Below are 21,712 nucleotides of genomic sequence, written 5' to 3' on the forward strand. Positions count from 1 at the left end.
CGCGGCATTGGTAATTTTGCGGAGTGGGGCTCCCTCACTCGGCGTCCCGCTCGCCTCACCGCCCCGGTCGCCCAGTCTTTCCCTTCGTCCGGCCTTTGCGCTTCTGCTCGCCCGGCTCCTCATAGCTGCCGGCGCCCACTCGGGCGCGTACCACGGGCCGCACGCCATCTTCGCGCTCCGGCTGGCCCTCCAGCAGTGGTGAAAACCGCTTCGTGCCCTTGGCGGCATCAGGCTTCTCCGGCACCTGCCCGATGACCGGTTTTTCCGTTCGGCCGACGGTCATTTCGTCGAGGTCGTTCCGGCGGAACAGACTCTTCTTTGTAGGTTCGGCGATGTCGCGGCCCATGTCGTCGAGGGCGGGTTTGCGGAAGAGGGGGGTGTCGGTGCCTGGGCCCATGTCGTCGAGAGAGGGGCGGGAGAAGTAGGAGGGTGTGGCCCCCTCATCCGCCCTGCCGGGCACCGACCGGGGTCGAGCCGCTTGTCTCGACCCGTCCTCCGGACCCCCGGCGGGGAGAAGAGACTCGCGGGTCGCCTTGGCATTCCGCTTGATGCCTTCCATCGACTTGGCCTCTTCGCGCGCCATCGGGTCGTCCATGACCGCCAGTTCCGCCGCCTTGAGGCGTTTGATTTCGTCGCGGAGGCGGGCGGCTTTTTCGAAGTCGAGGTCGGCGGCGGCGTCGCGCATGCTTTTTTCGAGCGCGTTGAGATGGGCCTGCAGGTTGTTGCCGACCAGGTTGCCGCCATCGGCGAAGCCTTTGCCCGAGACGCCCGAGATGTCGGCGCGGACGTGGTCGCGTTCGTAGACAGAGTCGAGGATGTCGGAGATCCTGGCCTTGACCGATTCAGGTGTGATGCCGTGTTCCTGATTATAGATCATCTGCTTTTCGCGGCGGCGGCCGGTTTCCTCCATCGCCCGCTTCATCGAGCCGGTGACCTGGTCGGCATAGAGAATGACCTTGCCGTCGACGTTGCGCGCCGCACGGCCGATCGTCTGGATCAGCGAGGTCTCCGAGCGCAGGAAGCCTTCCTTGTCGGCGTCGAGGATGGCGACGAAGCCGCATTCGGGAATGTCGAGGCCCTCGCGCAAAGGTTGATGCCGACGAGCACGTCGAAGGCGCCGAGGCGGAGATCGCGGAGGATCTCGATACGTTCAAGCGTGTCGATGTCGGAGTGCATGTAGCGCACACGCACGCCCTGCTCATGCAGATACTCAGTCAGGTCCTCGGCCATGCGCTTGGTCAGCACGGTGCAAAGGGTGCGGTAGCCCTTGGCGGCGGTCTCGCGGATCTCGCCGAGCACGTCGTCGACCTGGGTGCGGGCCGAGCGGACCTCGACCGGCGGATCGATCAGGCCTGTGGGTCGGATCACCTGTTCGGCAAAGACGCCGCCAGACTGTTCCATCTCCCAGCCGCCGGGGGTGGCCGAAACGGCGATGGTGTCGGGGCGCATGGCGTCCCATTCCTCGAAGCGCAACGGCCGGTTGTCCATGCAGGAGGGCAGGCGGAAGCCATATTCGGCCAGCGTCGCCTTGCGGCGGAAGTCGCCGCGGTACATGCCGCCGATCTGCGGCACGGTGACATGGCTCTCGTCGATGAAGACGAGGGCGTTGTCGGGGATATATTCGAACAGCGTCGGCGGCGGATCGCCGGGGTCGCGGCCGGTGAGATAACGCGAATAGTTCTCGATGCCCTGGCAGGAGCCGGTGGCTTCGAGCATTTCGATATCGTAGCGGGTGCGCTGCTCCAGGCGCTGGGCCTCCAGCAGGCGGCCGGCCTTCTCAAGCTCGGCGAGGCGAAGCCTGAGCTCCTCCTTGATCGACTTGATGGCGCCGTTCAGCGTCGGGCGCGGCGTGACATAGTGCGAATTGGCGTAGATCTTCACCGATTTCAGATCGCCGACCTTCTGGCCGGTCAGCGGATCGAACTCGGTGATGGCGTCAATCTCGTCGCCGAACATCGAGATGCGCCAGGCGGCATCCTCAAGGTGGGCGGGGAAAAGCTCGATCGTATCGCCGCGCACCCGGAAGGAACCGCGCGTGAAATCCATGTCGCGGCGCTTGTATTGCTGGGCGACGAGGTCGGCCAGCAACTGGCGCTGATCGAGCCGGTCGCCGACCGACATCTGGAAGGTCATCGCCGTATAGGTTTCGACCGAGCCGATACCGTAGATGCAGGAGACCGAGGCAACGATAATACAGTCGTCGCGTTCGAGCAGCGAGCGCGTCGCCGAGTGGCGCATACGGTCGATCTGCTCGTTGATCGAGCTTTCCTTCTCGATATAGGTGTCCGAGCGCGGCACATAGGCTTCCGGCTGGTAATAATCATAGTAGGAAACGAAATATTCCACCGCATTGTCGGGGAAGAAATTTTTGAATTCCGAATAGAGCTGGGCGGCCAGCGTCTTATTCGGCGCCAGGATGACGGCCGGGCGCTGCGTCGCCTCGATCACCTTGGCCATGGTAAAGGTCTTGCCGGAGCCGGTGACGCCGAGCAGCACCTGGCTGCGGTCGCCATTCTCCAGCCCTTCGACGAGATCGCGGATGGCTGTGGGCTGGTCGCCGGCCGGCTCATAGTCCGACTTCATCAGGATGCGGATGCCGCCTTCGGACTTGTCCGGCCGGGCCGGGCGGTGCGGCGTCCAGATTTTGCCGTTCTTGTGCAGCGGATTGCCGCTCTCGATCAGCGCCGACAGCGCCTCGACCGTGGCGGTGACGGCGGTGCCGGCCTGCAGCGACGAGGCCTCCTCCAGCGTCGTATCCATGCCGGCGACGGGATTGAGGCCGGCGGCCGCGCGCGTCTTCGGGTCGGTCGAGCCGCCCATCGAAGTCCCACGCGCGCTCTTTGAGGCGCTCACGCTGTCGGCGTTTTGCGCCTTCGCTCCGCGGGGGCCTCGCAACGGCTCGGGCGCCTGTTCGGGCTTGCGGCCTTCGGCCGATTTGGCGGCGATTTCGACCTTCTTGCGGTGCTTGCCGGCCTTGGAGGCGATCTGGCGCTGGGTCTCGACGCCCGAGGCTTCGGCATCGGCCTCCAACTGCTTCACCCAGTCGGCCACGGAGCCGGACAGGGGAGCGCCCTCGAAGGACGACTGCGGGGCTTCCTCGAAGCCATTCGGGGCGGGGATTTCTTCGGAGATTTGGCCATGGCTGGAATATGGAGAGAGTCAGCGCGAAAGGGAAGAGGGGAGGAGTACAAAAGGGAAACGAACTGTGTGTTCGAAGGATGGAATAGTTTGGAGTGGTTTAGCTCAGGGCCTGGGTAAGACCACCGCAGCTTTGCACCAATAACAGTCGTTGCGCCCTCAAGGCTTGGTTTCCGTCGTGCAATTCGTGTTCTCATTGTAAAAATTGAAATCAATGCCGAATTTTCCGGCGGCCTCACTGAGCTTCACGTTGACGGTTTCTCCCGAGGGCGAAGCGAATCTCGCGTCGATATTCGATATCCATGTCGGCCCAACCGGGAATGTCAAAATGGTCGTTGCCGGCTCGCCATATTTTATTCGAAAGGTTTGCACGATCAATGCGAAGTCATGAAGTCCGCCATCGCGATGCTGTTGGATAGAGCCGACTTTGTCGTTGCATATGAAAAGACTGAGATTCGACCCTTCCACGACCCAATTGCCAGGAAGGTTGGGAGAAAGCTCCTTCAATCTCCAACCTTTTTCACTCGCATTCCGCTGGGCATCGGCAAACGAGCTACCCAATTTGAAATCGTGCAAACCGTCCAGCATTTGTGCGCAAGTTGCGTCGCTCGAGAGTTCCGTCAGGGCAAAAGCAAAGCCGCAAATCAAAGGCAGTCTATTGGGCATGAAGGCCGTCCACTGTAATAAGTTGAGCGCCGACAGCGACGCCGCGTCGGGTGATTATTTCGCGTTGAGATTGCTCAATTCGCCACCTGCTCCATCATATTCGATGAATGTGGTTGGGCAGGACATCCGGGCGGCCTGGAATCTGCGGCGGGCCTCTTCCGTGGCCCCGGCAAGCAGATACCATTCGCCATTGTAGAAGATCGACTCGCAGATCTGGTTGCTGTCGGCCGCCTTCGCAGTCAGCTCGTCGGGTTTCAACTCGCCGAGGAAAAGACGGAAGATGGGGTGGGGCCAAGCCGTCTGGTCGATCTCGCCGGCTGCAGCCCTGAGCTCATCGAGCGCTTTCGGATCGCCGCCCCGGCTTTGAGCAATGAAACGCCAGAGACGAAAATAGGGGGCGGTGCGCGGATCCTCGCTTGCCAAGACGGCAAACCCCGTCGCGGCCTGCTCGTACCTTCCCCGGAAATAGTTGGTCATCGGGTCGTTGACATAGAATTGGCGCGCATTGGTGATGGGCCAAAGCGACCCGGCCGCGATGAGGACGAATGCAGCGCTGAAAGCGATCGCGGCTGCGCCGAAACGCGGCGTCGGGCGTTCCCGTGGCCAAAGGGTCAACAGCAGGAGCGAGAGCGCCGCGCCGGTCACCGCGCCGCCGAAATGGCCGGCATAGTCGATGGTCTGCCCCTCCTTCGCCGCAGACAGGAACGGCAGCAGCGAGGGAACCAGAATCTGGATGGCGCCCACCTGCAGGGAAGATGCGACCGGCGTCGACCGGAAACGGATGCTGCCGGCGATCAGGGCGGCGAAAAGCCCGACAATGCCGCCGGAAGCGCCGACACCGACCGTGTGGACGTCGTTGATCCAGACCGATGCGAGGGAACCGCCAAGGGCGCTGGCGAAGAAGATCGCCGCAAACCAGCGCCAGCCGATCAGCCGTTCGAACAGCATTCCCGCAATCCACAAGCATAAGCAATTGGATACGAGATGGATGATGCCTCCGTGCATGAACGGCGCGGTGAACAGCCGCCACCACTCGGCACCCTCGACGATGCTCGGGCGAAACGTGCCGCCGAGCATCAGCAATGTGCGAATGCTGGGAGAGCCGGCCCTGGATGCTTCGACGCCGAAGGCGAGTTCGCCGGCATAGACGGCGACGAGAACGGCAAGAAGAGCATAGGTGAAGACGGGATAACGGGCGCCATCGAAAGCGGGTTCTGGCACTTCGTCTTCTTCCTCCTCGGCGATCGAACCGGCTTCCTGCAAGGCTTGCCATTTGGCCTCGAACGCTTCGGTCGCCACTTCCGCGAATTCATAGAATATGAAGTTCGAACGGCCCCGCAACATATGCAGAGGGATGCCGACCTTGAGGCGCGAACCAACGAACCACTCCGGCAGCCTGGCGGCCAGCCCCCGTCTGATCAACGCCTTGGCAGCGCCGGGATCAAGGTGGAGGACTATGGAGTCTGCACCTTTGCTCTGGAATCTTTCGAAGCTCCGGATGTCCGACCAGCGTATGATCTGGTCGGGGAAATTCGGCAGCCGGACGCCGGCCGTCGATATGACCAATCCTGGCCCCCTAGAAAAGAGCTTTGGCACGAGCAGCAGTGCGAGGAGGCCAAAGAACACTGCGCCCAGCAGCGAGAAGAACCAGATGGCATGAGGGTCCTTGTCCTTCGGCGGATGGAAGCCCAACAGGATGGCCCCGGCCGCGATGGCGATCAAAATCAGGATGATGAGCAGCAATTTGCCTTTGTTGTAGTTGTATTCCGATCTGCGCAATTCTTCCGGCTTCATTCAAAATTCTCACTGAAAAGGGCATTCATGGCACCGCGCTGATCCGAGATCGCAAGCGAGTGATTTCCGTATCAAGAAGATTTCCCCGAGAGAGACTATCTACTTGCAATAGAAATTTGCAAGGTGGCTTTGGACGTTCTCGAGACGAATAAGCAGGGCGGATGGCGGTCCGCCGCCCGCCGGCGCGGCATTCTGCAACGGTCCTGATTCTGAGGCGCGCAGCCCGCAGGGCGAAGCGTCGAAGGACGCGCCGCAGCGGCGATACCTGCGTCGTCCCTGACAGGCGCGTTGCCCTTTGCACGCAGTGAGTTTCGACTGGAACCGAGATCGGCCTTCCACAGTTAGTCCTAGTCAATTCAGCTTCAGGTGCTACTGCCATTAGCGACCATTCCGCCTTCTGGAAAAAACCGATCTCGATCGACCTCGATAGTGGCGAACGGCTGGTTCTCCGCTCACCGCAGGATGCGCTTTATGCTCTCGTCTCGGACTGGCCGATCCATGGCGGCGTCCATCAGCAGAGAGCCATCGATTTCTGCCGCGCCTGGCTTGCCGGGCGGATGCCGGCCGAGACCGTGCGGCAGGCCTTTATCCTTGCGGCGCTGGAAGCCGGTGTGCCCATCGATGATCATGAGGGCGATGCCGGTCATGCGGACAGCCGGTAACGCCAACGAAATTTGTTGCTATGTATTGCAAATATTATTCCCGCTGTGTTTGTGGGAATTGGCGTATATGCGCTTCGATTCTTTGGGGATTTTACTGAATGAGAATAAAAGCCATTGTTTGTGCCGCTCTGCTGGCGCTCGCCGGCTGCAATGCCCCGGTGTCGCAATCCGTTGCCGATTCCCAGCGACCTCCCTCGAACGACGTCCGGCAGAACTTCATCAACCTCATATTCAAGAGAAGTTATAGACACGAAGCGGGAGAAGTCGTCTGGGCCCGGATTTCGAGCGTTGTGCTGCTTGATCCCGAGAAGAAGATCTATGCTTACTGTGTCCGCGTGGTGCCCAAACGCAGCTGGGGAGACTGGGCCTATCTCGGCATCTCCTTCACGGATAGCCAAATCCTAGGCGGGACCGCGAATGATAATCGCTGCAAAGACAAGCGGCTGCGCTACTACCCGTTTCCCGAGCTGACCGGGATGAAGACCTGACCCAGGACGAGGGCTCGGGTCGCGTCGCCGTTCCAGGCTTTGTTGAGCGGCTGCGCGATTTGCCCCCAGTGTCGTGGGAGCGCCGTCCCTCCGGCAAGCTCAGTCCATCGATTTTCGTAGAGAAAGATCCAACCGAATGAAAAGCAAATTCCTTCTCTACGCTGCCCTGCTGGCGCTGGCCGGCTGCCAGACGCCGGAGCCGCAATCGGTTGCCGATTCCCAGCGACCGCCTTCCAGCGCCGTTCGACGCGAGCACGTCGATGCGCTGCAAGGAACCATCAAGTCGGGGAACTTCGTAAAGGCCGAGATTTCGAGCGTGGTTCTGCTGAATGCGGAAAAGCAGATATATGCTTATTGCACGCGCACGACGGAACGCAGCAATCCGAACTGGTCCTATATCGGCCTGAGCTTGCAACACGACTTGATAGTGGACTTGAAAAAGAACGACTATCGCTGCCACGATAAGCGGCTGCGTTACTATGATTTTCCTGAATTACGGAACATGAAGTACTGAGGCAGAGGCGGGCTTTTGCCAACCGCGCCGGTCCCCTTCGGGATGCCGTCAGAAGCGGACCGCGCACCCCGCAGTCCGCGTAACGACGATGACCGGTGCCTCGGACCCGCTCAACCCGCGAGGATCATCCTCACACCTTGCTCACGCGAACACGGCTTCCCTGGAATCATCCATTGTCGACGCCCTGCGGTACCATACGAGCACGACAACCGATCCAATGGGAACTAATAGTGCAAGAAGCTGCCACCATCCGCTTCGGTTGACGTCGTGAAGGCGTCGGGCGGCCACGGCGATCCACGGAAGAAACGTGGCCAGCGACCAGATCCGGTTCAAGGTTTGGCTCCGATCGACGACAAGCAAAGCGATGGCGACGAGAGAGACGAAGAGTGCCGAATACCAGAATTCCGATCGGCTCGCTCTGCCGTTGAAGTTCACATAGTTCTTGAAATAGCTTCCAATCGCCTGGCCGAAACCCATGGCCTGCGGCCGGCCGCCGAAGCGGTTCGGCCCAACCAGCGGTTTTCTGAAGACGAAGAACAATGGCACGCCGAACAGGATCAAGACGATCAACCAGTGAAACAGAGAAAAACTGCCCATGAGAAACCCCAGCTGTTAAAACGGCTTAGAGATAAGCGACGTTTGTTTCCGGAGGATTAACCGGCTGGTAATTGAATATGTTTCGCAATCACAGCGTGAGAAACTGCGGCTGCCATGGGGGCGGCGGGATGATGCTTTGAGCAGGCCGCAATCGCCGCCGCTCAGTGCTTGACCAGCACACGTGCCTGCACTGGCTGCTCGATGCCCTTCAGGGCCAGCATGCGGGTTTCGGCGCCCGCCGCTAGGTCGGAAGCTTTCGCGGCCGTTTCCGCCGAGATCAGGATCTCGCCGGCGGCGGCCTGGGATTCCAACCGCGCGGCTTGGTTGACGACGCCGCCGATCGCGGTGAAATCGCTGCGGAAGCTCGAGAATTCGCCGATCTGCACCTCGCCGGAATGGATGCCGACGCCGACGCCGAGGGTGCGGCCGGGCAGGGCCTCAAGCGCCAGGCCGTTCAGTGCCGCGGCACAGTTTCGCTGGATCTCCTGCGCGGCGCGGATCGCGGCGCTGGCGTGATCCTTGCTGACGATCGGGAAATTGAAGATCGCCATCAGGCCGTCGCCCATCTGCTTGTTGACGATGCCGTCATGCGCCCAGATCGCCTGGGCGCAGCGATCCTGGAACAGGCTGACGATCTCGCTCAGTTGCACCGCCTCGATGCGCTCGGACAGGTCCGTGAAGCCCCTGATGTCGGCAAACAGGATGGTAGCGTCGACGGTGATCTGGCGCTGTTTCTTGACGTACTGAAAAGATCGTTCGCAGATGGTGCAGATATCGGGGTTCATCTTGCTGCGAGTGATGCCCAAGGCGCGGAAAGGCAAGGCGAGCGGGCCGCCGATCGGTATTGGCATATGCATCTGGTCCCAGCAGCCGCGGCAGATCCTGGCGCTGCCGTGTCTGGCCTGCTGGCTGGAGGAGGCTGTCGTCATATCGAACAATCCGTCGGCTGATAGCCAAAAAACAAGCTTCTGATACTCGCCTGCTTTTGGCAACTCTCTCCCGATCAAACCGGCTGCGATGGTTTGAAGTATTTCGGCGGGCGCGATTGTTGTCGCCCAGATCGCTGCCAAGCCGAATGTCATCGGTTACAGTCGATTGAGCCAGATCGAAGAAGAGGGCACGCGCGTTTTCGGGCGGACTGACGAAATGCTGCCTCATTAAGGCTATTACCGGCGGGAAGCGATCTGCAGCGCCATATGAAACAGGATTTTGCCAATCGATGCGCGCCGGCTGGGCCGGTCGCGCTGCGAGGGTGGCTTGCGCTAACGCTAGCCAACCACTTCGTTGCCGGCGGCCGGATCGGCGGCGCCGACCGCGGGAATTGCCGTCACACTTGTTACTCCCACTGTCCGATCTCCGATGCGAAACTATCTCCGACCAATGCGCGATGAACCAGTTTCGACAACGGAGCGCGGGAATTCGCCTCAAAGAGGAGATCGACGCAATGACTGCAACAACGGAGAATGGAAAAGGCGGGCAGGCCATGCACAAGCCCGCGGTCGTCTCGCAGCAGGCCTGGGAAGCGGCCCATAAACAGCTTCTGGTGAAGGAGAAGGCGCATACCCGCGCTCGCGATGCGCTTGCCGCCGAGCGGCGGCGTATGCCCTGGGTGGCGGTCGAAAAGAATTATGTCTTCGAAGGGCCTGAGGGAAGGGTGAGCCTGCTCGATCTGTTTGCAGGCCGGCACCAGTTGATCGTCTATCGCGCCTTCTATGAGCCAGGTGTCTTCGGCTGGCCCGAGCACGCCTGCCGGGGCTGCTCGATGGTGGCCGATCAGGTCGCCCATGTCGCTCATCTCAACGCCCGGGACACGACGCTGGTCTTCGCCTCACGCGCACCGCAGGCCGATATTGCCCGGCTGAAAGCGCGGATGGGCTGGACCATGCCGTGGGTGACGATCGTCGACAGCTTCGACAAGGCTTTCGGCGTCGACGAGTGGCACGGCACCAACGTTTTCTACCGCGACGGCGAGCGCATCTTCCGCACCTATTTCATCAACAACCGCGGCGACGAGCAGATGGGCGGCACCTGGAACTATCTCGACGTTACGCCGCTCGGGCGCCAGGAAGTCTGGGAGGATTCGCCGGAGGGTTATCCCCAGACTCCGACCTATAAGTGGTGGAACTGGAACGATGCTTATGTCGCCGACGCCGAGCCCGACAAGAAGTGGGTCGAAGTCTCCGATGCCGGCGAGGCGGCGTTCCGGGCCGAGGGTGCAAACGAGAAATCGTGAGGGGCAACTGCCCTGCCGGCCTTGCATAGCGGCCGGCAAGGCGGAGGGGCCGATGACCGGATTGCAGCTGGCTCGGCCGAAGTGCTGTCGTTAACGGCAGTATCGACCGGCGGCGTCTGGGGCGGAAGAAAGTTCAATGCACAGTCGAAACATTCTAGGGCCGGCCGCGTTGTAGCCGTTGCCGGCGGTGTGCCCGCGGCCGGACAAGGAGGCTATTCATGAAGGTCATGATCGTTGAAGACGAGAATATCATCGCTCTCGAACTCGAACGCATTGCGCAAGAGGCCGGACACCACACTGTCGGGCCGCTTTCGACCGTGGAGCAAGCTCTCGCCTACGCTCCGAGAAGCGATGTGGCGCTCGTCGATCTCAGCCTCTCCGACGGGCTGAGTGGCGCCCAGCTTGCGCGCCGGCTGATCGACCGCTTCGGCGTGGACGTGATCTTCGTGACCGGCAGCCCGGAGAATGTCGGTAACGGTATCGAAGGGGCGCTCGATGTGATATCCAAGCCCTTCACCGACGAAAGGATTGTCAACGCGCTTTCGCAGGCAGAGGCTCGACGCAAGGATTTCGACAGCAAGGCAGCGGGCTGATCAGGTGGATTGACGTCGTTTATTGGGTGCCCTCCAGGGAGATCATCCGGATGAAGCTTGCACTTTTCGCCATTCTCCTCACCCTCACGGCTTGCGCCGGCGCGGGAGAGCCGCAGCCTCTTTCGGGCAGCCTCACCTATGGCGGAAAGGTCGTTCATTCACCCTATAGACCGGGAACGGTGGTCAAACATACCTTTCTTGGTCAATTCGGCTACCGTGTCTTCGAGACCTATGTTGTTCAGCCCGACGGGAGGCTGAAGCTCACGTCCCAGAGCACCGGTCCCGATTTCCTCTGGCGGTAGCGTCATCGCCATCTTTCCGCGTAACCCTCAAAGCTAGGCGCCAAAGGCCCGACTGGCGGGAGCTAGTCCCTTTGCTTCCCGATGTTACAGTCCTTGCGAAGGAGGTTCCGGCCTGTCTATGCGCAATTGAATGTTGCGCTGCGGCAAAAATCTCGTCTATACGGTCGGCATTCACCACGGACCCGGTGAGACCCCGGGTGGCTCTTCTGGCCGCCGATCCGCCAGACAACGCAAAACCTGCATGTCATTACGCGACCACTCGGCAGAGTGTGTCGGGCCATGCTTTGCGAGACTCCATCCTATGCTGCTTTCCTCCATCCGTCGCGATTGGTCTGCTAATCCCATGCGCGAAATGCTTGCCGGAGCGGTGGCGACCTTCGCCCTGATCCCCGAAGTTATCGCCTTTTCATTCGTCGCGGGGGTCGATCCCGAGGTCGGCCTGTTCGCCTCCTTCGTCATCGGCATCGTCATTGCGTTTACCGGCGGGCGCCCGGCGATGATTTCGGCGGCGGCCGGGTCGGTCGCGTTGGTCGCAGCACCGCTGGTGCACGCCCATGGACTGCCTTATCTCTTTGCGGCCGGGCTGCTGGCGGGGCTACTGCAGATCGTGTTTGGCCTGCTGCGGCTCGGCGTGCTGATGCGCTTCGTTTCAAAGTCCGTGCGCACCGGCTTCGTCAACGCGCTTGCCATTCTGATCTTTGCCGCGCAGATGCCGCACATCATCGGCGCCGGCTGGATGGAATATGCCGTGCTGGGTGCCGGGCTTGCGATCATCTATCTGACGCCGCGGATCACCACGGCCATTCCGTCGCCGCTGATCTGCATTCTGATCCTGAGCGTCGCTTCGATCGGGCTCGGGCTTCCCGTGCTGACTGTCGCCGATCTCGGCAGATTGCCGGATTCGCTTTCCTCGTTCGGCTGGCCGGCGGTGCCGCTGACGCTGGAAACCCTCCGGATCATCGCCGGCCCGGCGCTTGCCATCGCCATGGTCGGGCTGCTGGAATCGATGATGACCGCGAGCGTCGTCGACGATCTCACGGATACGCCGAGTTCGAAGAACCGCGAATGCACCGGTCTCGGCCTCGCCAATGCGGCCGCGAGCCTGTTTGGCGGCATCGCCGGCTGCGGCATGATCGGCCAGACCGTGAGCAATGTGAAGTATGGCGGGCGCGGCCGGCTCTCGACGCTGTTTGCCGGCGCGTTTCTGTTGATCCTGATGGTGCTGCTGAAGCCATGGGTCTCCGAGGTTCCGGTCGCCGCCTTGGTGGCGATCATGGTCATGGTCTCGATCGACACCTTCGACTGGTCGTCGCTCAGGGCGGTGGTGGTCCATCCCCGAACGTCGAGCGTCGTCATGGCGGCAACTGTCGTCGTCACCGTCTTCACCACCAACCTGGCCCTCGGGGTCACGGTCGGCGTGCTGCTCAGCGGCGTGTTCTTCACCTTCAAGGTCGCCCGCCTATTGCGCGTCGACGTCGCGCCCGATCAAGCCGGCGAACGGCTGATCTACCGCGTCTCCGGTCAGGTGTTCTTTGCCTCCGCCGACGTCTTCGTCGACGCCTTCGACGTTCAGGATGCGATCGGCAAGACCGTGCTGATCGACGTCTCCGAGGCGCATTTCTGGGACATCACCGCGGTTGCTGCGCTCGACAAGGTCGTGCAGCGCTTCAAGGCACACGGCAGCGCCGTGGAGGTCGCCGGCCTCAACCAGGCCAGCGCCACCTTGATTGGAAGCCTCGATGGCAAAGTGGCGCTGGAGGAGGCGTGACGGACTTTCCGCTATATGATGGCGAAGTCGTCGCTGCCGTCGGCTCCCGCGTTCAATCGTCTGGCGGCGAGTTCGATAAAGGTCTTGACCAGAGGCGGCAGGTGCCGGCTGCTCGGATAGACGACGTGCAGGCCGCCGACCGGGGTCGTGTAACCGTCGAGAACGCGGCACAGCCGCCCATCCCTGAGGCAGGTATTGGCGACCCCATGGGGCAGTCGGGCGATGCCATAACCGGCGATCGCTGCGGCCATGACCGCCTGCATTTCATTGGCGGCGAAGCGCCCCGAGACCGAGACTGTTTCCTGTCCGTGCGGGCCTTCAAGTAGCCATTGCGCATGGGTGGATTGGCCGGCGACAACGCAGTCGTGGCGGACGAGATCTGCCGGGCGATCGGGCGCGCTGCAGCGGGCGAGATAGTCGGGGCTCGCGCAGAGCAAGCGATGGGTAGAGCCGAGTTTGCGGGCGATCAGCGTCGAATCCTCCAGAATGCCGGTGCGGAAGGCGAGGTCTATGCCGTTTTCGACGAGATTCAGCCTGTCGTCGGTCAGCCGCAACTCGACCCTCGACTTCGGGTAGGTTGCCAGAAGATCGAAGACCGCATCCTGCAGGAAGTGGCCACCGAAGCCGACCGGCGCCGATATGCGGATCGTGCCGGCGAGCTCCGTCCTTGCTTCCGCAAGACGCAGGTTTGCGCCTTCGATCGCTCGGAGCGCTTGGCTGCTTTCCTCGTAATAGAGGCGGCCGGCATCCGTCGGGCTGAGGCTGCGAGTCGTGCGCTGCAGCAGGCGCACGCCGAGTTCGCGCTCGAGAGCGGCAATGCGTCGGCTGACTGTTGTCTTCGGCATGCCGAGCAGGCGCGCCGCGGCGGTGAAGCTGCCGGCCTCGATGACGCGGGCGAAAATCAAAATATCGTTGAGATCGAGCATTGTATCCTGAAATGGTACGATGTTTCTCAACTATAGGCCATTATGGTTCAATGCGACAGGCCTTAACTTTGCTCTATCGTTCACAACAAGGAGCAGACAGATGAGCAACACACGAAGCGTTCTGGTGACGGGCGCCACCGGCCAGCAGGGCGGCGCGGTCGTTCGCGCCCTAACCGCGCGGGGACACCGAGTCAAGGCTATCTCGCGCAAGCCGGACAGCGATGGCGCAAAGCGGCTGGCCTCGGCCGGGGTCGAGGTCGTCGCCGGCGATCTCAACGATGGCGCATCCGTGGCGAGGGCGGCTGAGGGCGTCGATACGATGTTCCTGATGGGCAACAGCTACGAGGCCGGGACGGAGGCGGAAACGCGCCAGGGCATCACCGTCGCCAATTCGGCAAAGGCCGCCGGCATCGGGCACCTGATCTATTCCTCCGTTGGCAATGCCGACAAGAAGACCGGCATTCCGCATTTCGACAGCAAGTACCTCGTCGAAAAGCATATCGCAGGCCTCGGCATTCCCTATACGATCAGCGCGCCCGTCGCCTTCATGGAAAATACGGTGGCGCCCTGGGCGATCGACGGGCTGCGCCAGGGCGTCTATGCCGCGGCCCTGCCGCCGACCCGGCTGCTGCAGCAGATCACCATCGACGACATCGGCGCTTTCGTCGCAGCACTGGCCGCGCGGCGCGAGCAGGTGTTCGGCAAGCGTTTCGATATTGCCGGCGACGAATTGTCTGGCGAGCAGCAGGCGAAGATCCTGTCCGAGGCGCTAGATCGGCCGATACGCTACCTGGAACTGCCGATCGCCGCGATGCGGCAGCAGAGCGAGGACGCGGCGCTGATGTTCGAATGGTTCGACCGCACCGGCTACGACGTCGACATCGCTGCCCTGCGCCGCGATTTCCCCGATGTCGGCTGGCACAGCTATGCCGATTGGGCGCGCGGCTTCGACTGGAGCGTTCTCGGCAAGGCATCCGCCTGATACACTCTCCGTCGTCCCCGGCCTGAACCGGGGACGACGGAGAGCCCGACCCGCCTTGCGCAAGCCGACGGATCGCTCGGCTCTGCGGCGATAGACCATCGTTGTTGAAGAGGGAGGCTTCGATGCCGTCGAGTTTCAATGTTGAAAGTGCGGATGGTTATGAGCGGCTGATGGGGCGCTGGAGCAGGAGACTGGCGCCGCTGCTGATCGATTTTGCGGGATTGGCGGATGGGGATCGTGTGCTCGATGTCGGCTGCGGCACCGGCAGCCTGGCTTTTACGCTGGCGGAAAGACCAGGCTTAAAGGAGATCGCCGCCATCGATTATTCGCCGGTTTTCGTCGAGGCGGCGACGCGGCGCAATACCGATCCGCGGATCGCGATCGGGCAGGCAGATGCCTGCGCGCTGCCGTTCGAGGATAACCGCTTCGACCGGGCGATGTCGCTGCTCGTGCTGCATTTCGTGCCGGAGGCGGGAAAGGCAATATCCGAGATGCGCCGTGTCGTGCGCCCGGGCGGCATGGTCGCGGCCGCCGTCTGGGATCATTATGGCGGCATGTCCGGCATGCGGATGATGTGGGATACCGTTGTCATGCTCGACGGGAACGCGCTGCCGCTGCGCCGTAGATATTGTTTCCAGCCGATGATGCGGCCCGGCGAAATGAAGGAAAGTTTCCTCAGCCAGGGCCTTACCGATGTCGAGGAAACATCGCTGCTGATCCGGATGGAATACCTCTCCTTCGACGACTATTGGCTGCCGATCGCCGCCGGCGAGGGGCCGCTCGGCAAATATGTCGCCGGGCTGGAGCCGGCGAAGCGAAAGGCAGTCGATGCGGCCGTCAGGGCGGCATATGAGGCCGGCGAGCCCGACGGGCCGCGATCGTTCGCGTCGGTGGCGTGGGCGTGCCGGGGCAGGGTTGTTTGAGTCACGTTACGGATGCTCCGACGCTCAAGAGAGCCTCATCCTTGAGCGCCCCGCAGGGGCCTCGAAGGGTGAGGCGGGTGCTCCGGCGGGATGGATGCAAGAAGCAATGTTGCGGCGCGTGCTTCGAGGCTCCGCCCTGTCGGGCTGCGCACCTGGGCACGACGGAGATTGGTGGGTGCCGCCACCGCGGATAAAGAGCGCTGGGAGGTGCTCCCCCCACCGAGACGCCGCTCTTGATCACGCGAAACGTGATGGAACTCGGCCAGCATCGCTGCCGTTGTTTCCGCTGTCTCCGATTGCGAATGCGCTTTCCCGCAACCGCAGCCCCTGACAGCCGCAACCCGCCCGGTTCGGGCACCCCTTCCGACGGCATCCGGAATTGACCGCCTCGCCGCCGCTTTCGGACGGAGGAATTCATATGTCCGCTTTGGAAAGTCTGCGCCGGCTGACGCCGCAGCAGCGTAACACCGTCATCGCCAGCTATCTCGGCTGGACGCTCGATGCTTTCGATTTCTTCATTCTCGTCTTCGTTCTCAAATATATCGCCGAGGAATTCCACACCGACGTCCCCGCCGTCTCGGTGGCGATCTTCCTGACGCTCGCCATGCGGGCGCTCGGCGCGCTGATCTTCGGGCTGGCGGCCGACCGGTACGGGCGGCGCATCACGCTGATGGCCGACGTGCTGCTCTATTCGCTGTTCGAATTCCTGACCGGCTTCTCCACCGGCCTCACCATGTTCCTGGTGCTCCGGGCGCTTTACGGCATCGCCATGGGCGGCGAATGGGGCGTCGGCGCCTCGCTGGTCATGGAGACGGTGCCGGAGGAGAGCCGCGGCATCGTCTCCGGCATTCTGCAGGCGGGTTATCCCTCGGGCTATCTGATCGCCTCGATCGTGTTCTTCCTGCTCTTTCCCGTCATCGGCTGGCGCGGCATGTTCTTCGTCGGCGCGGCGCCGGCGCTGCTGGTGCTCTACATCAGGCGCAATGTCGAGGAGAGTCCGGCCTTCCTGAAGCGGCAGGCGGCGGGGCGCCGGCCATTCCTGACCGTCCTGCGCGAAAACATTCCGCTGTTCATCTGGGCGGTGCTCTTGATGACGGCGTTCAACTTCTTCAGCCACGGCACGCAGGACATCTACCCCACCTTCCTCGAAACTCAGCGCAACTATTCGAGCTATACGGTCGGCGCGATCGCCATCGTCTACAATATCGGGGCGATCTGCGGTGGGCTGTTCTTCGGAGCACTGTCGCAGCGGATCGGCCGAAAACGGGCGATCGTCATCGCCGCGCTGATCGCCGTGCCCGTGGCACCGCTCTGGGCCTATGCGCCGGGACCGGTGCTGCTCGCCATCGGCGCCTTCCTGATGCAGTTCTTCGTCCAGGGCGCCTGGGGCATCGTGCCGGTGCATCTGAACGAGTTGTCGCCGGACGAGGTGCGCGGCACCTTTCCCGGTTTCGCTTATCAACTCGGCAATCTGCTGGCCTCTGGCAACGCCACGCTGCAGGCGGGGCTCGCCGCCCGCTGGGACGGCGATTACGCCTCAGCGCTGCTGATCGTCGCGGCGGTGGTGGCGCTCGTCGTCGCCCTGCTCGCCGGCTTCGGCTACGAGAAGAAGGGTGTTCGCTTCGGCATGGAGGAAGCCGAGGAGCCGCATGGCGCGATGCAGATCTAGCGCTGCCTGCGGTCCAGAGGCCGGCGGCTGAGGTCGCCGGCCTTTGCTGGACCACGAGCGCGCGAAATACTGGCGATCCGCCTCGTCTTGGTAACGTGAGACGATCGGTCCGAGTCTCGGGGGCTTGCCGTCGAATTGCGGCGTGCTAGGTAAAGCCCGCCGGTATCTCGCCGGATCAGCCGTGTTCCCTCCGAAGCCCCGAGTTACTCCATGTCATTTTCTCCCGCCGCCCTCTGGCCTGTCATCATGCTGTTTGCCTCCAACATCTTCATGACTTTCGCTTGGTATGGCCATCTCAAGCACAAGAGCAGCGCCATCTTCCTTGCCATCCTCGTCAGTTGGGGTATCGCCTTCTTCGAATATTGCCTGGCGGTGCCGGCCAACCGCATCGGCTCGGCGGTCTATACGACGGCGCAGTTGAAAACGATGCAGGAGGTGATCACGCTGATCGTCTTTGCCGGCTTCTCGATCTTCTGGCTCGGCGAGAACCTGACCTGGAACCATGCGATCGGCTTTGCGCTCATCGCAATCGGAGCTTCCTTCATCTTTCGGGCGTAAATTGTAATTTTTTCAACAGATTACAAATCGTCCATGTCTGGATATCGCCACATTTCCTACAGATTGCCGTCGCAATCGGCTGGCAGCCTGTCACCTCAAGCATTCCTGCTCTCTTCGAGTTGTTGAAATGCTCTGTCTTTTGTTTGCGCAATTCCAGCAAACCGCGGCGCAGTTTGCTGGAATTGCTTCAGCATTGATCAGGAGTTGACCGGCCATGAGCCTCTCTTTCCCGACGATGGCGGCGATCCGGTTCGGCTATGGTTTCCGGCCGGGCGAGGCGCCGCCGCAAAGCAAGGATGAGCTGATCGGCCAGCTCGGCAAGGGAATGGCGGCAACGCCGGACTTTCCGCTTGGCGGCCCCGAGACACGCCGCCGGGCGATCCTCAGCCTCCAGGCGCAGCTGAAACAGATCCGAGAGGACGCCGGCACGGTGACCGACGATCCGACGCGGCGCGAGATGCGCAAGGGCGTGCAGCGCCAGGCGCAGCAGCAATTCCAGCACGATGCGAACCTGCGGCTGATGCAGGCGGTGCTGTCGCCGTATGGCTTCTACGAGCGGCTTTCGACCTTCTGGACCGACCATTTCTCCACCAGCGCCAACAAAAGCCTGCCGATGCGCCTTATCGTGCCGCTCTATGAGGCCGAGGCAATCCGGCCGTTCATATCGGGCAGGTTCGGCGATCTCCTGCGCAGCGCCACGGCCCATCCCGCCATGCTGATCTACCTCGACCAGGCGGAATCACTCGGGCCGGAATCGGTCGGCGGCATGAAACGCAACAAGGGGCTGAACGAAAATCTCGGCCGCGAACTCCTGGAGTTGCACACGCTCGGCGCCGGCAGCGGCTATACCCAGGCGGATGTGACGGCGGCTGCCATGGTGCTGACGGGCCTGACCATCGACCGCAGGGAGATGGACATCGCCTTCCGGCCGAATATTTCCGAGCCCGGCGCGCATGAAGTGCTCGGCGTCCGCTATGGCGGTCACAAGCGCTCGCGCGACGATTATCTCGAGATGCTCGACGATCTCTCGGTCCATCCGAAGACAGCGGCGCATATCAGCCGCAAGCTCGCGGTGCATTTCGTCTCCGACCAGCCCGACGAGGGGCTGGTGTCCGACATGGCCGCGGCCTGGAAGAAGACGGATGGTGATCTCACAGCCGTCTACACCGCCATGCTCGACCATCCCGCCGCCTGGCGCGACGAGGGCGTAAAGGCGCGTCAGCCCTTCGATTATGTCGTTGCGGGATTGAGGGCGCTGAATGCGGGGCCGGTCAACGGCGTCGTCGGCAGCTTCCTGGCGGCCAACCAGCAGGGCACCGAAGAGGGCGACATGGCGGCGAATACGCCTGGCATGGCAGGATCGCCTGTGACGACGGATCCGGCCGGCGAGGCGAGGGACAAGCGGCTGAAAGCCTTCCGGACGGCGCGGGCGTTGGGGCAGGGGGCGCTGAAGCGCATGGGCCAGCCGATTTGGCTGCCGCCGAGCCCGGCCGGTTTCGAGGAGGGTTTTTCCGCCTGGATCACCGGCAGCCAGCTCGCCGAGCGATTGGCCTGGGCACGGCGGGCGGCGGCGCAATTCGGCCGCGACGAAGATCCGCGAGAATTCCTGAAGTCGACGCTTGCGGATGCTGCGCGCGACGAGACGATCCGCGTGGTGTCGCAAGCGCCGAACAAGATCAGCGGGCTGACATTGGTGCTGGCATCACCCGAATTCAACCGCCGCTAAGCAGACTTTCGTTGGCAAGCCAACGCTTCGTCTCCTTAGCTCATTTGTTTTGTCGCAGGTTCTGACCGGAAAACCGCTGGACACTTTTCCCGAACCTGCTCAGGAGGCCCCCGCCATGACGCTGTCGATGAACCGGATTTCCCTTTCCCGCCGCGGCTTTCTGACGTCGGCCTGCTGTCTTGCCGCCACACCCATCTTCACGCCGGTCACCTTCGCGGCGATGCCAGGCGACAACCGCTTCGTCACCATCGTGCTGCGCGGCGCGATGGACGGGCTGGATCTGGTGCAGCCCTATGGCGATGCGGGTTTTGCCGCGCTTCGGCCGACCTTGGCACTGACGCCTGATACCGGGCTTCTCGATCTCGACGGGCGTTTCGGTCTCAATCCCGCTGCCGTGGATCTTATGCCGCTTTGGAAGAACCGGGAGCTCGCCTTCGTGCATGCGGTGTCGACGCCCTATCGCGACCAGCGTAGCCATTTCGACGGGCAGGACATGCTGGAATCCGGCGGTGAACATGTCGCCGAGGAAAAGACCGGCTGGCTGAACCGGGCACTTGCCGTCATTCCACGCTCGGATGCGCGCAAGGCGATCGATGTCAACACCTCGACCGAGCTGATCCTCTCCGGGCCGAACAATGTCGACGTCTGGGCCTCGGATTCCAATCTGGCACCGGCGCGCGACGAAATGCAGTTCCTGGCGCGGCTCTATGCGGGCGATCCGCCGTTTGCCGCAGCGCTTGCCGAGGCGACGCGGGCCGACGCCGCCTCGATGATGGTCGAGCCGGATGGCCAGCGCGGCGAGAAGGTTGCTGATGTGGCAGCGCTCGCGGCCAACATGCTGAAGGGCGATTACCGGATCGCCAGTTTCTCGATCACCGGTTGGGACACGCATATCGGCCAGGCCGGCCAGTTCAAGCGGCCGGCACAGGATCTGGCGCAGGCGATCAACACGCTGAAGACGACGCTTGGGGCCGAGATCTGGGCAAAGACCGTGGTGCTCGCGATGACCGAATTCGGCCGCACCGCCCGCCAGAACGGCTCCGCCGGCACCGATCATGGCACCGGCGGCTGCGCGCTGCTTGCAGGCGGCGCGATCAACGGCGGGCGTATCCTCGGCAAGTGGCCCGGCATCGGCGACGGCCAGCTGCTCGACGACCGCGACCTGATGCCGACCGCCGACGTGCGCGAGGTGGCGGCGGCAATGCTCTACCGGCAGTTCGATGTCGGTGTGGATGATCTGACGGGGAAGATTTTTCCGGGGCTGGGATTTGATAAGGGGTCGCAGTTTTTGAAGGCGTGAGGGGCGGTCGGGCGCAGCCCGAGCGATCGATCCAGTGAATTGATTGCAGCGGCGAACGCCCTGAGCCCAAGCGAATGGCCGGGCGGCCGCCTGCTCTTGTCGAGGCACAACCTCTCCTCCGTCATTCCTGTGCTCGTCACAGGAATCCAGCAGCCGCGTGTCCACGCGGCAGAACACTTAAGAACGTTGCCGGAGGATGCTGGACGATGCCGGCAACGCCGGTCAGCAGCCTGGCAAGCGAAAGGCTGATGACCATGCCCATCACTACCTTGATGTGAAGGAAGACTTCCGGCGAGCTGACCGTTTCCATTCTCTATTCCCCGGGCCGTTTAATTCTCGCGCCATTTACTTCTCGCGATTATCACTGCTCGGGGACGGCCTTCGGTTTGCCCTCTTCATCGAGCGCCACCATAATGAATGTGGCGGCGGTAACCTTCTCCATCTTGGCATAACGGGCACGATGCGCCCAAGCTTCGACGATCAGCGTGATCGAGGTGCGGCCGACGCGCTCGATATCGGTATAGACCGACAGCGTGTCGCCGATCTTGACCGGCAGCTCGAAGGCCATCTCCTTGACGGCGGCGGTAACGACGCGGCCCCTGGCGCGCTCGGCGGCGCGAATGCCGGATGCAAGGTCCATCTGCGCCATGACCCAGCCGCCGAAGATATCGCCGGCCGGGTTGGCATCACCCGGCATTGCGAGCGTGCGCAGCGTCAGTTCGCCTCTCGGCTTGGCGGCATCGGTCATCAAGGGTTCTCCATCTGGTGCGGGCCATGGGCCGGCGATTCACTGATGAGTACCCTAGTGCAAAGGCTGGAGGCTGTAAAAGACTGCCGGACCAGGCCCTTGGAGTAGACGGCGGCCGAAAAATG

20 protein-coding genes, 1 pseudogene and 1 other annotated feature are annotated in these 21,712 nt (G+C 62.4%); of the genes and pseudogenes, 13 read left to right on the forward strand and 8 right to left on the reverse strand.

The genetic code is table 11. The features are described from left to right. Positions 1 to 55: 55 nt before the first annotated feature. From uvrB to ACS4RS_RS16180, 3 genes and pseudogenes are all read right to left on the reverse strand, one after another. Positions 56 to 3,140, reverse strand: a pseudogene (gene uvrB / locus ACS4RS_RS16170) (excinuclease ABC subunit UvrB). 157 nt (positions 3,141 to 3,297) lie between these two features. Continuing rightward, positions 3,298 to 3,804 carry a hypothetical protein gene (locus tag ACS4RS_RS16175; protein WP_439010162.1) on the reverse strand — a complete coding sequence of 169 codons (507 nt, stop codon included), beginning with the start codon at positions 3,802 to 3,804 and terminating at the stop codon, positions 3,298 to 3,300. 54 nt (positions 3,805 to 3,858) lie between these two features. After that, the gene (locus tag ACS4RS_RS16180) at positions 3,859 to 5,598 is read right to left on the reverse strand and encodes a rhomboid family intramembrane serine protease (RefSeq protein ID WP_439010161.1); all 1,740 of its coding nucleotides are present in this window, start codon (positions 5,596 to 5,598) and stop codon (positions 3,859 to 3,861) included. A 440-nt stretch (positions 5,599 to 6,038) separates the two neighbouring features. Between ACS4RS_RS16180 and ACS4RS_RS16185 the strand changes: the two genes are divergently transcribed. From ACS4RS_RS16185 to ACS4RS_RS16195, 3 genes are all read left to right on the forward strand, one after another. Continuing rightward, positions 6,039 to 6,260, forward strand: coding sequence for a DUF982 domain-containing protein (locus tag ACS4RS_RS16185; protein ID WP_210301135.1), 222 nt, complete (start codon positions 6,039 to 6,041; stop codon positions 6,258 to 6,260). A gap of 98 nt (positions 6,261 to 6,358) precedes the next feature. Then, complete coding sequence (locus tag ACS4RS_RS16190) at positions 6,359 to 6,748, forward strand: hypothetical protein (protein ID WP_439010160.1); 390 nt, start codon at positions 6,359 to 6,361, stop codon at positions 6,746 to 6,748. 136 nt (positions 6,749 to 6,884) lie between these two features. Next, positions 6,885 to 7,262, forward strand: coding sequence for a hypothetical protein (locus ACS4RS_RS16195; protein ID WP_439010159.1), 378 nt, complete (start codon positions 6,885 to 6,887; stop codon positions 7,260 to 7,262). A 141-nt stretch (positions 7,263 to 7,403) separates the two neighbouring features. Here the strand turns inward: ACS4RS_RS16195 and ACS4RS_RS16200 are convergent, their stop codons facing one another. Both ACS4RS_RS16200 and ACS4RS_RS16205 read right to left on the reverse strand, forming a co-directional pair. Continuing rightward, a complete protein-coding gene (locus ACS4RS_RS16200; protein WP_449313727.1) occupies positions 7,404 to 7,859 on the reverse strand; it encodes a DUF805 domain-containing protein in 456 nt (151 codons plus the stop codon). 161 nt (positions 7,860 to 8,020) lie between these two features. Next, on the reverse strand, positions 8,021 to 8,788 hold the full coding sequence (locus ACS4RS_RS16205) for an adenylate/guanylate cyclase domain-containing protein (RefSeq protein ID WP_439010158.1): 768 nt from the start codon (positions 8,786 to 8,788) through the stop codon (positions 8,021 to 8,023). A gap of 515 nt (positions 8,789 to 9,303) precedes the next feature. On the opposite strand from ACS4RS_RS16205, the gene ACS4RS_RS16210 reads away from it, so the two are divergent. From ACS4RS_RS16210 to ACS4RS_RS16225, 4 genes are all read left to right on the forward strand, one after another. Next, positions 9,304 to 10,092 carry a DUF899 family protein gene (locus ACS4RS_RS16210; protein WP_439010157.1) on the forward strand — a complete coding sequence of 263 codons (789 nt, stop codon included), beginning with the start codon at positions 9,304 to 9,306 and terminating at the stop codon, positions 10,090 to 10,092. A 218-nt stretch (positions 10,093 to 10,310) separates the two neighbouring features. After that, positions 10,311 to 10,685, forward strand: a complete 375-nt coding sequence (locus ACS4RS_RS16215; protein WP_439010156.1) for a response regulator — start codon at positions 10,311 to 10,313, stop codon at positions 10,683 to 10,685. A 50-nt stretch (positions 10,686 to 10,735) separates the two neighbouring features. Further along, complete coding sequence (locus tag ACS4RS_RS16220) at positions 10,736 to 10,987, forward strand: hypothetical protein (RefSeq protein WP_439010155.1); 252 nt, start codon at positions 10,736 to 10,738, stop codon at positions 10,985 to 10,987. 175 nt (positions 10,988 to 11,162) lie between these two features. Beyond that, positions 11,163 to 11,218, forward strand: a sequence feature (sul1 is cis-regulatory element that is thought to sense ions involved in sulfur or methionine metabolism; They are found in Alphaproteobacteria). A gap of 70 nt (positions 11,219 to 11,288) precedes the next feature. Then, entirely contained in the window at positions 11,289 to 12,755 is a 1,467-nt protein-coding gene (locus tag ACS4RS_RS16225) for a SulP family inorganic anion transporter (RefSeq protein ID WP_449313728.1), read from the forward strand. 11 nt (positions 12,756 to 12,766) lie between these two features. Here ACS4RS_RS16225 and ACS4RS_RS16230 read toward each other — a convergent pair whose 3' ends face one another. Continuing rightward, complete coding sequence (locus ACS4RS_RS16230) at positions 12,767 to 13,681, reverse strand: LysR substrate-binding domain-containing protein (protein WP_439010153.1); 915 nt, start codon at positions 13,679 to 13,681, stop codon at positions 12,767 to 12,769. Positions 13,682 to 13,781: 100 nt separating this feature from the next. Here ACS4RS_RS16230 and ACS4RS_RS16235 point away from each other — a divergent pair, with 100 nt between their 5' ends. The 6 genes from ACS4RS_RS16235 (at position 13,782) to ACS4RS_RS16260 (ending at position 20,839) form a co-directional block, all read left to right on the forward strand. Next, a complete protein-coding gene (locus ACS4RS_RS16235) occupies positions 13,782 to 14,663 on the forward strand; it encodes an NmrA family NAD(P)-binding protein (protein ID WP_439010152.1) in 882 nt (293 codons plus the stop codon). A 122-nt stretch (positions 14,664 to 14,785) separates the two neighbouring features. Next, a complete protein-coding gene (locus ACS4RS_RS16240; protein WP_439010151.1) occupies positions 14,786 to 15,586 on the forward strand; it encodes a methyltransferase domain-containing protein in 801 nt (266 codons plus the stop codon). A 418-nt stretch (positions 15,587 to 16,004) separates the two neighbouring features. After that, positions 16,005 to 17,255: an MFS transporter gene (locus tag ACS4RS_RS16245; protein ID WP_439010150.1), complete on the forward strand. Its 1,251-nt coding sequence runs from the start codon at positions 16,005 to 16,007 to the stop codon at positions 17,253 to 17,255. 210 nt (positions 17,256 to 17,465) lie between these two features. Further along, on the forward strand, positions 17,466 to 17,813 hold the full coding sequence (locus ACS4RS_RS16250; RefSeq protein WP_012558011.1) for a DMT family protein: 348 nt from the start codon (positions 17,466 to 17,468) through the stop codon (positions 17,811 to 17,813). A gap of 214 nt (positions 17,814 to 18,027) precedes the next feature. Beyond that, positions 18,028 to 19,539, forward strand: coding sequence for a DUF1800 domain-containing protein (locus tag ACS4RS_RS16255; protein ID WP_439010149.1), 1,512 nt, complete (start codon positions 18,028 to 18,030; stop codon positions 19,537 to 19,539). Positions 19,540 to 19,654: 115 nt separating this feature from the next. Continuing rightward, positions 19,655 to 20,839: a DUF1501 domain-containing protein gene (locus tag ACS4RS_RS16260; protein WP_439010148.1), complete on the forward strand. Its 1,185-nt coding sequence runs from the start codon at positions 19,655 to 19,657 to the stop codon at positions 20,837 to 20,839. 136 nt (positions 20,840 to 20,975) lie between these two features. On the opposite strand, the gene ACS4RS_RS16265 is transcribed toward ACS4RS_RS16260, so the two are convergent. After that, a complete protein-coding gene (locus ACS4RS_RS16265; RefSeq protein WP_439011891.1) occupies positions 20,976 to 21,149 on the reverse strand; it encodes a hypothetical protein in 174 nt (57 codons plus the stop codon). Positions 21,150 to 21,200: 51 nt separating this feature from the next. Further along, entirely contained in the window at positions 21,201 to 21,587 is a 387-nt protein-coding gene (locus ACS4RS_RS16270; protein WP_439010147.1) for a hotdog domain-containing protein, read from the reverse strand. Positions 21,588 to 21,712 lie beyond the last annotated feature (125 nt).

The sequence above is a fragment of the Rhizobium sp. F40D2 genome, from assembly GCF_051810745.2.
Classification (GTDB): Bacteria; Pseudomonadota; Alphaproteobacteria; order Rhizobiales; family Rhizobiaceae; genus Rhizobium.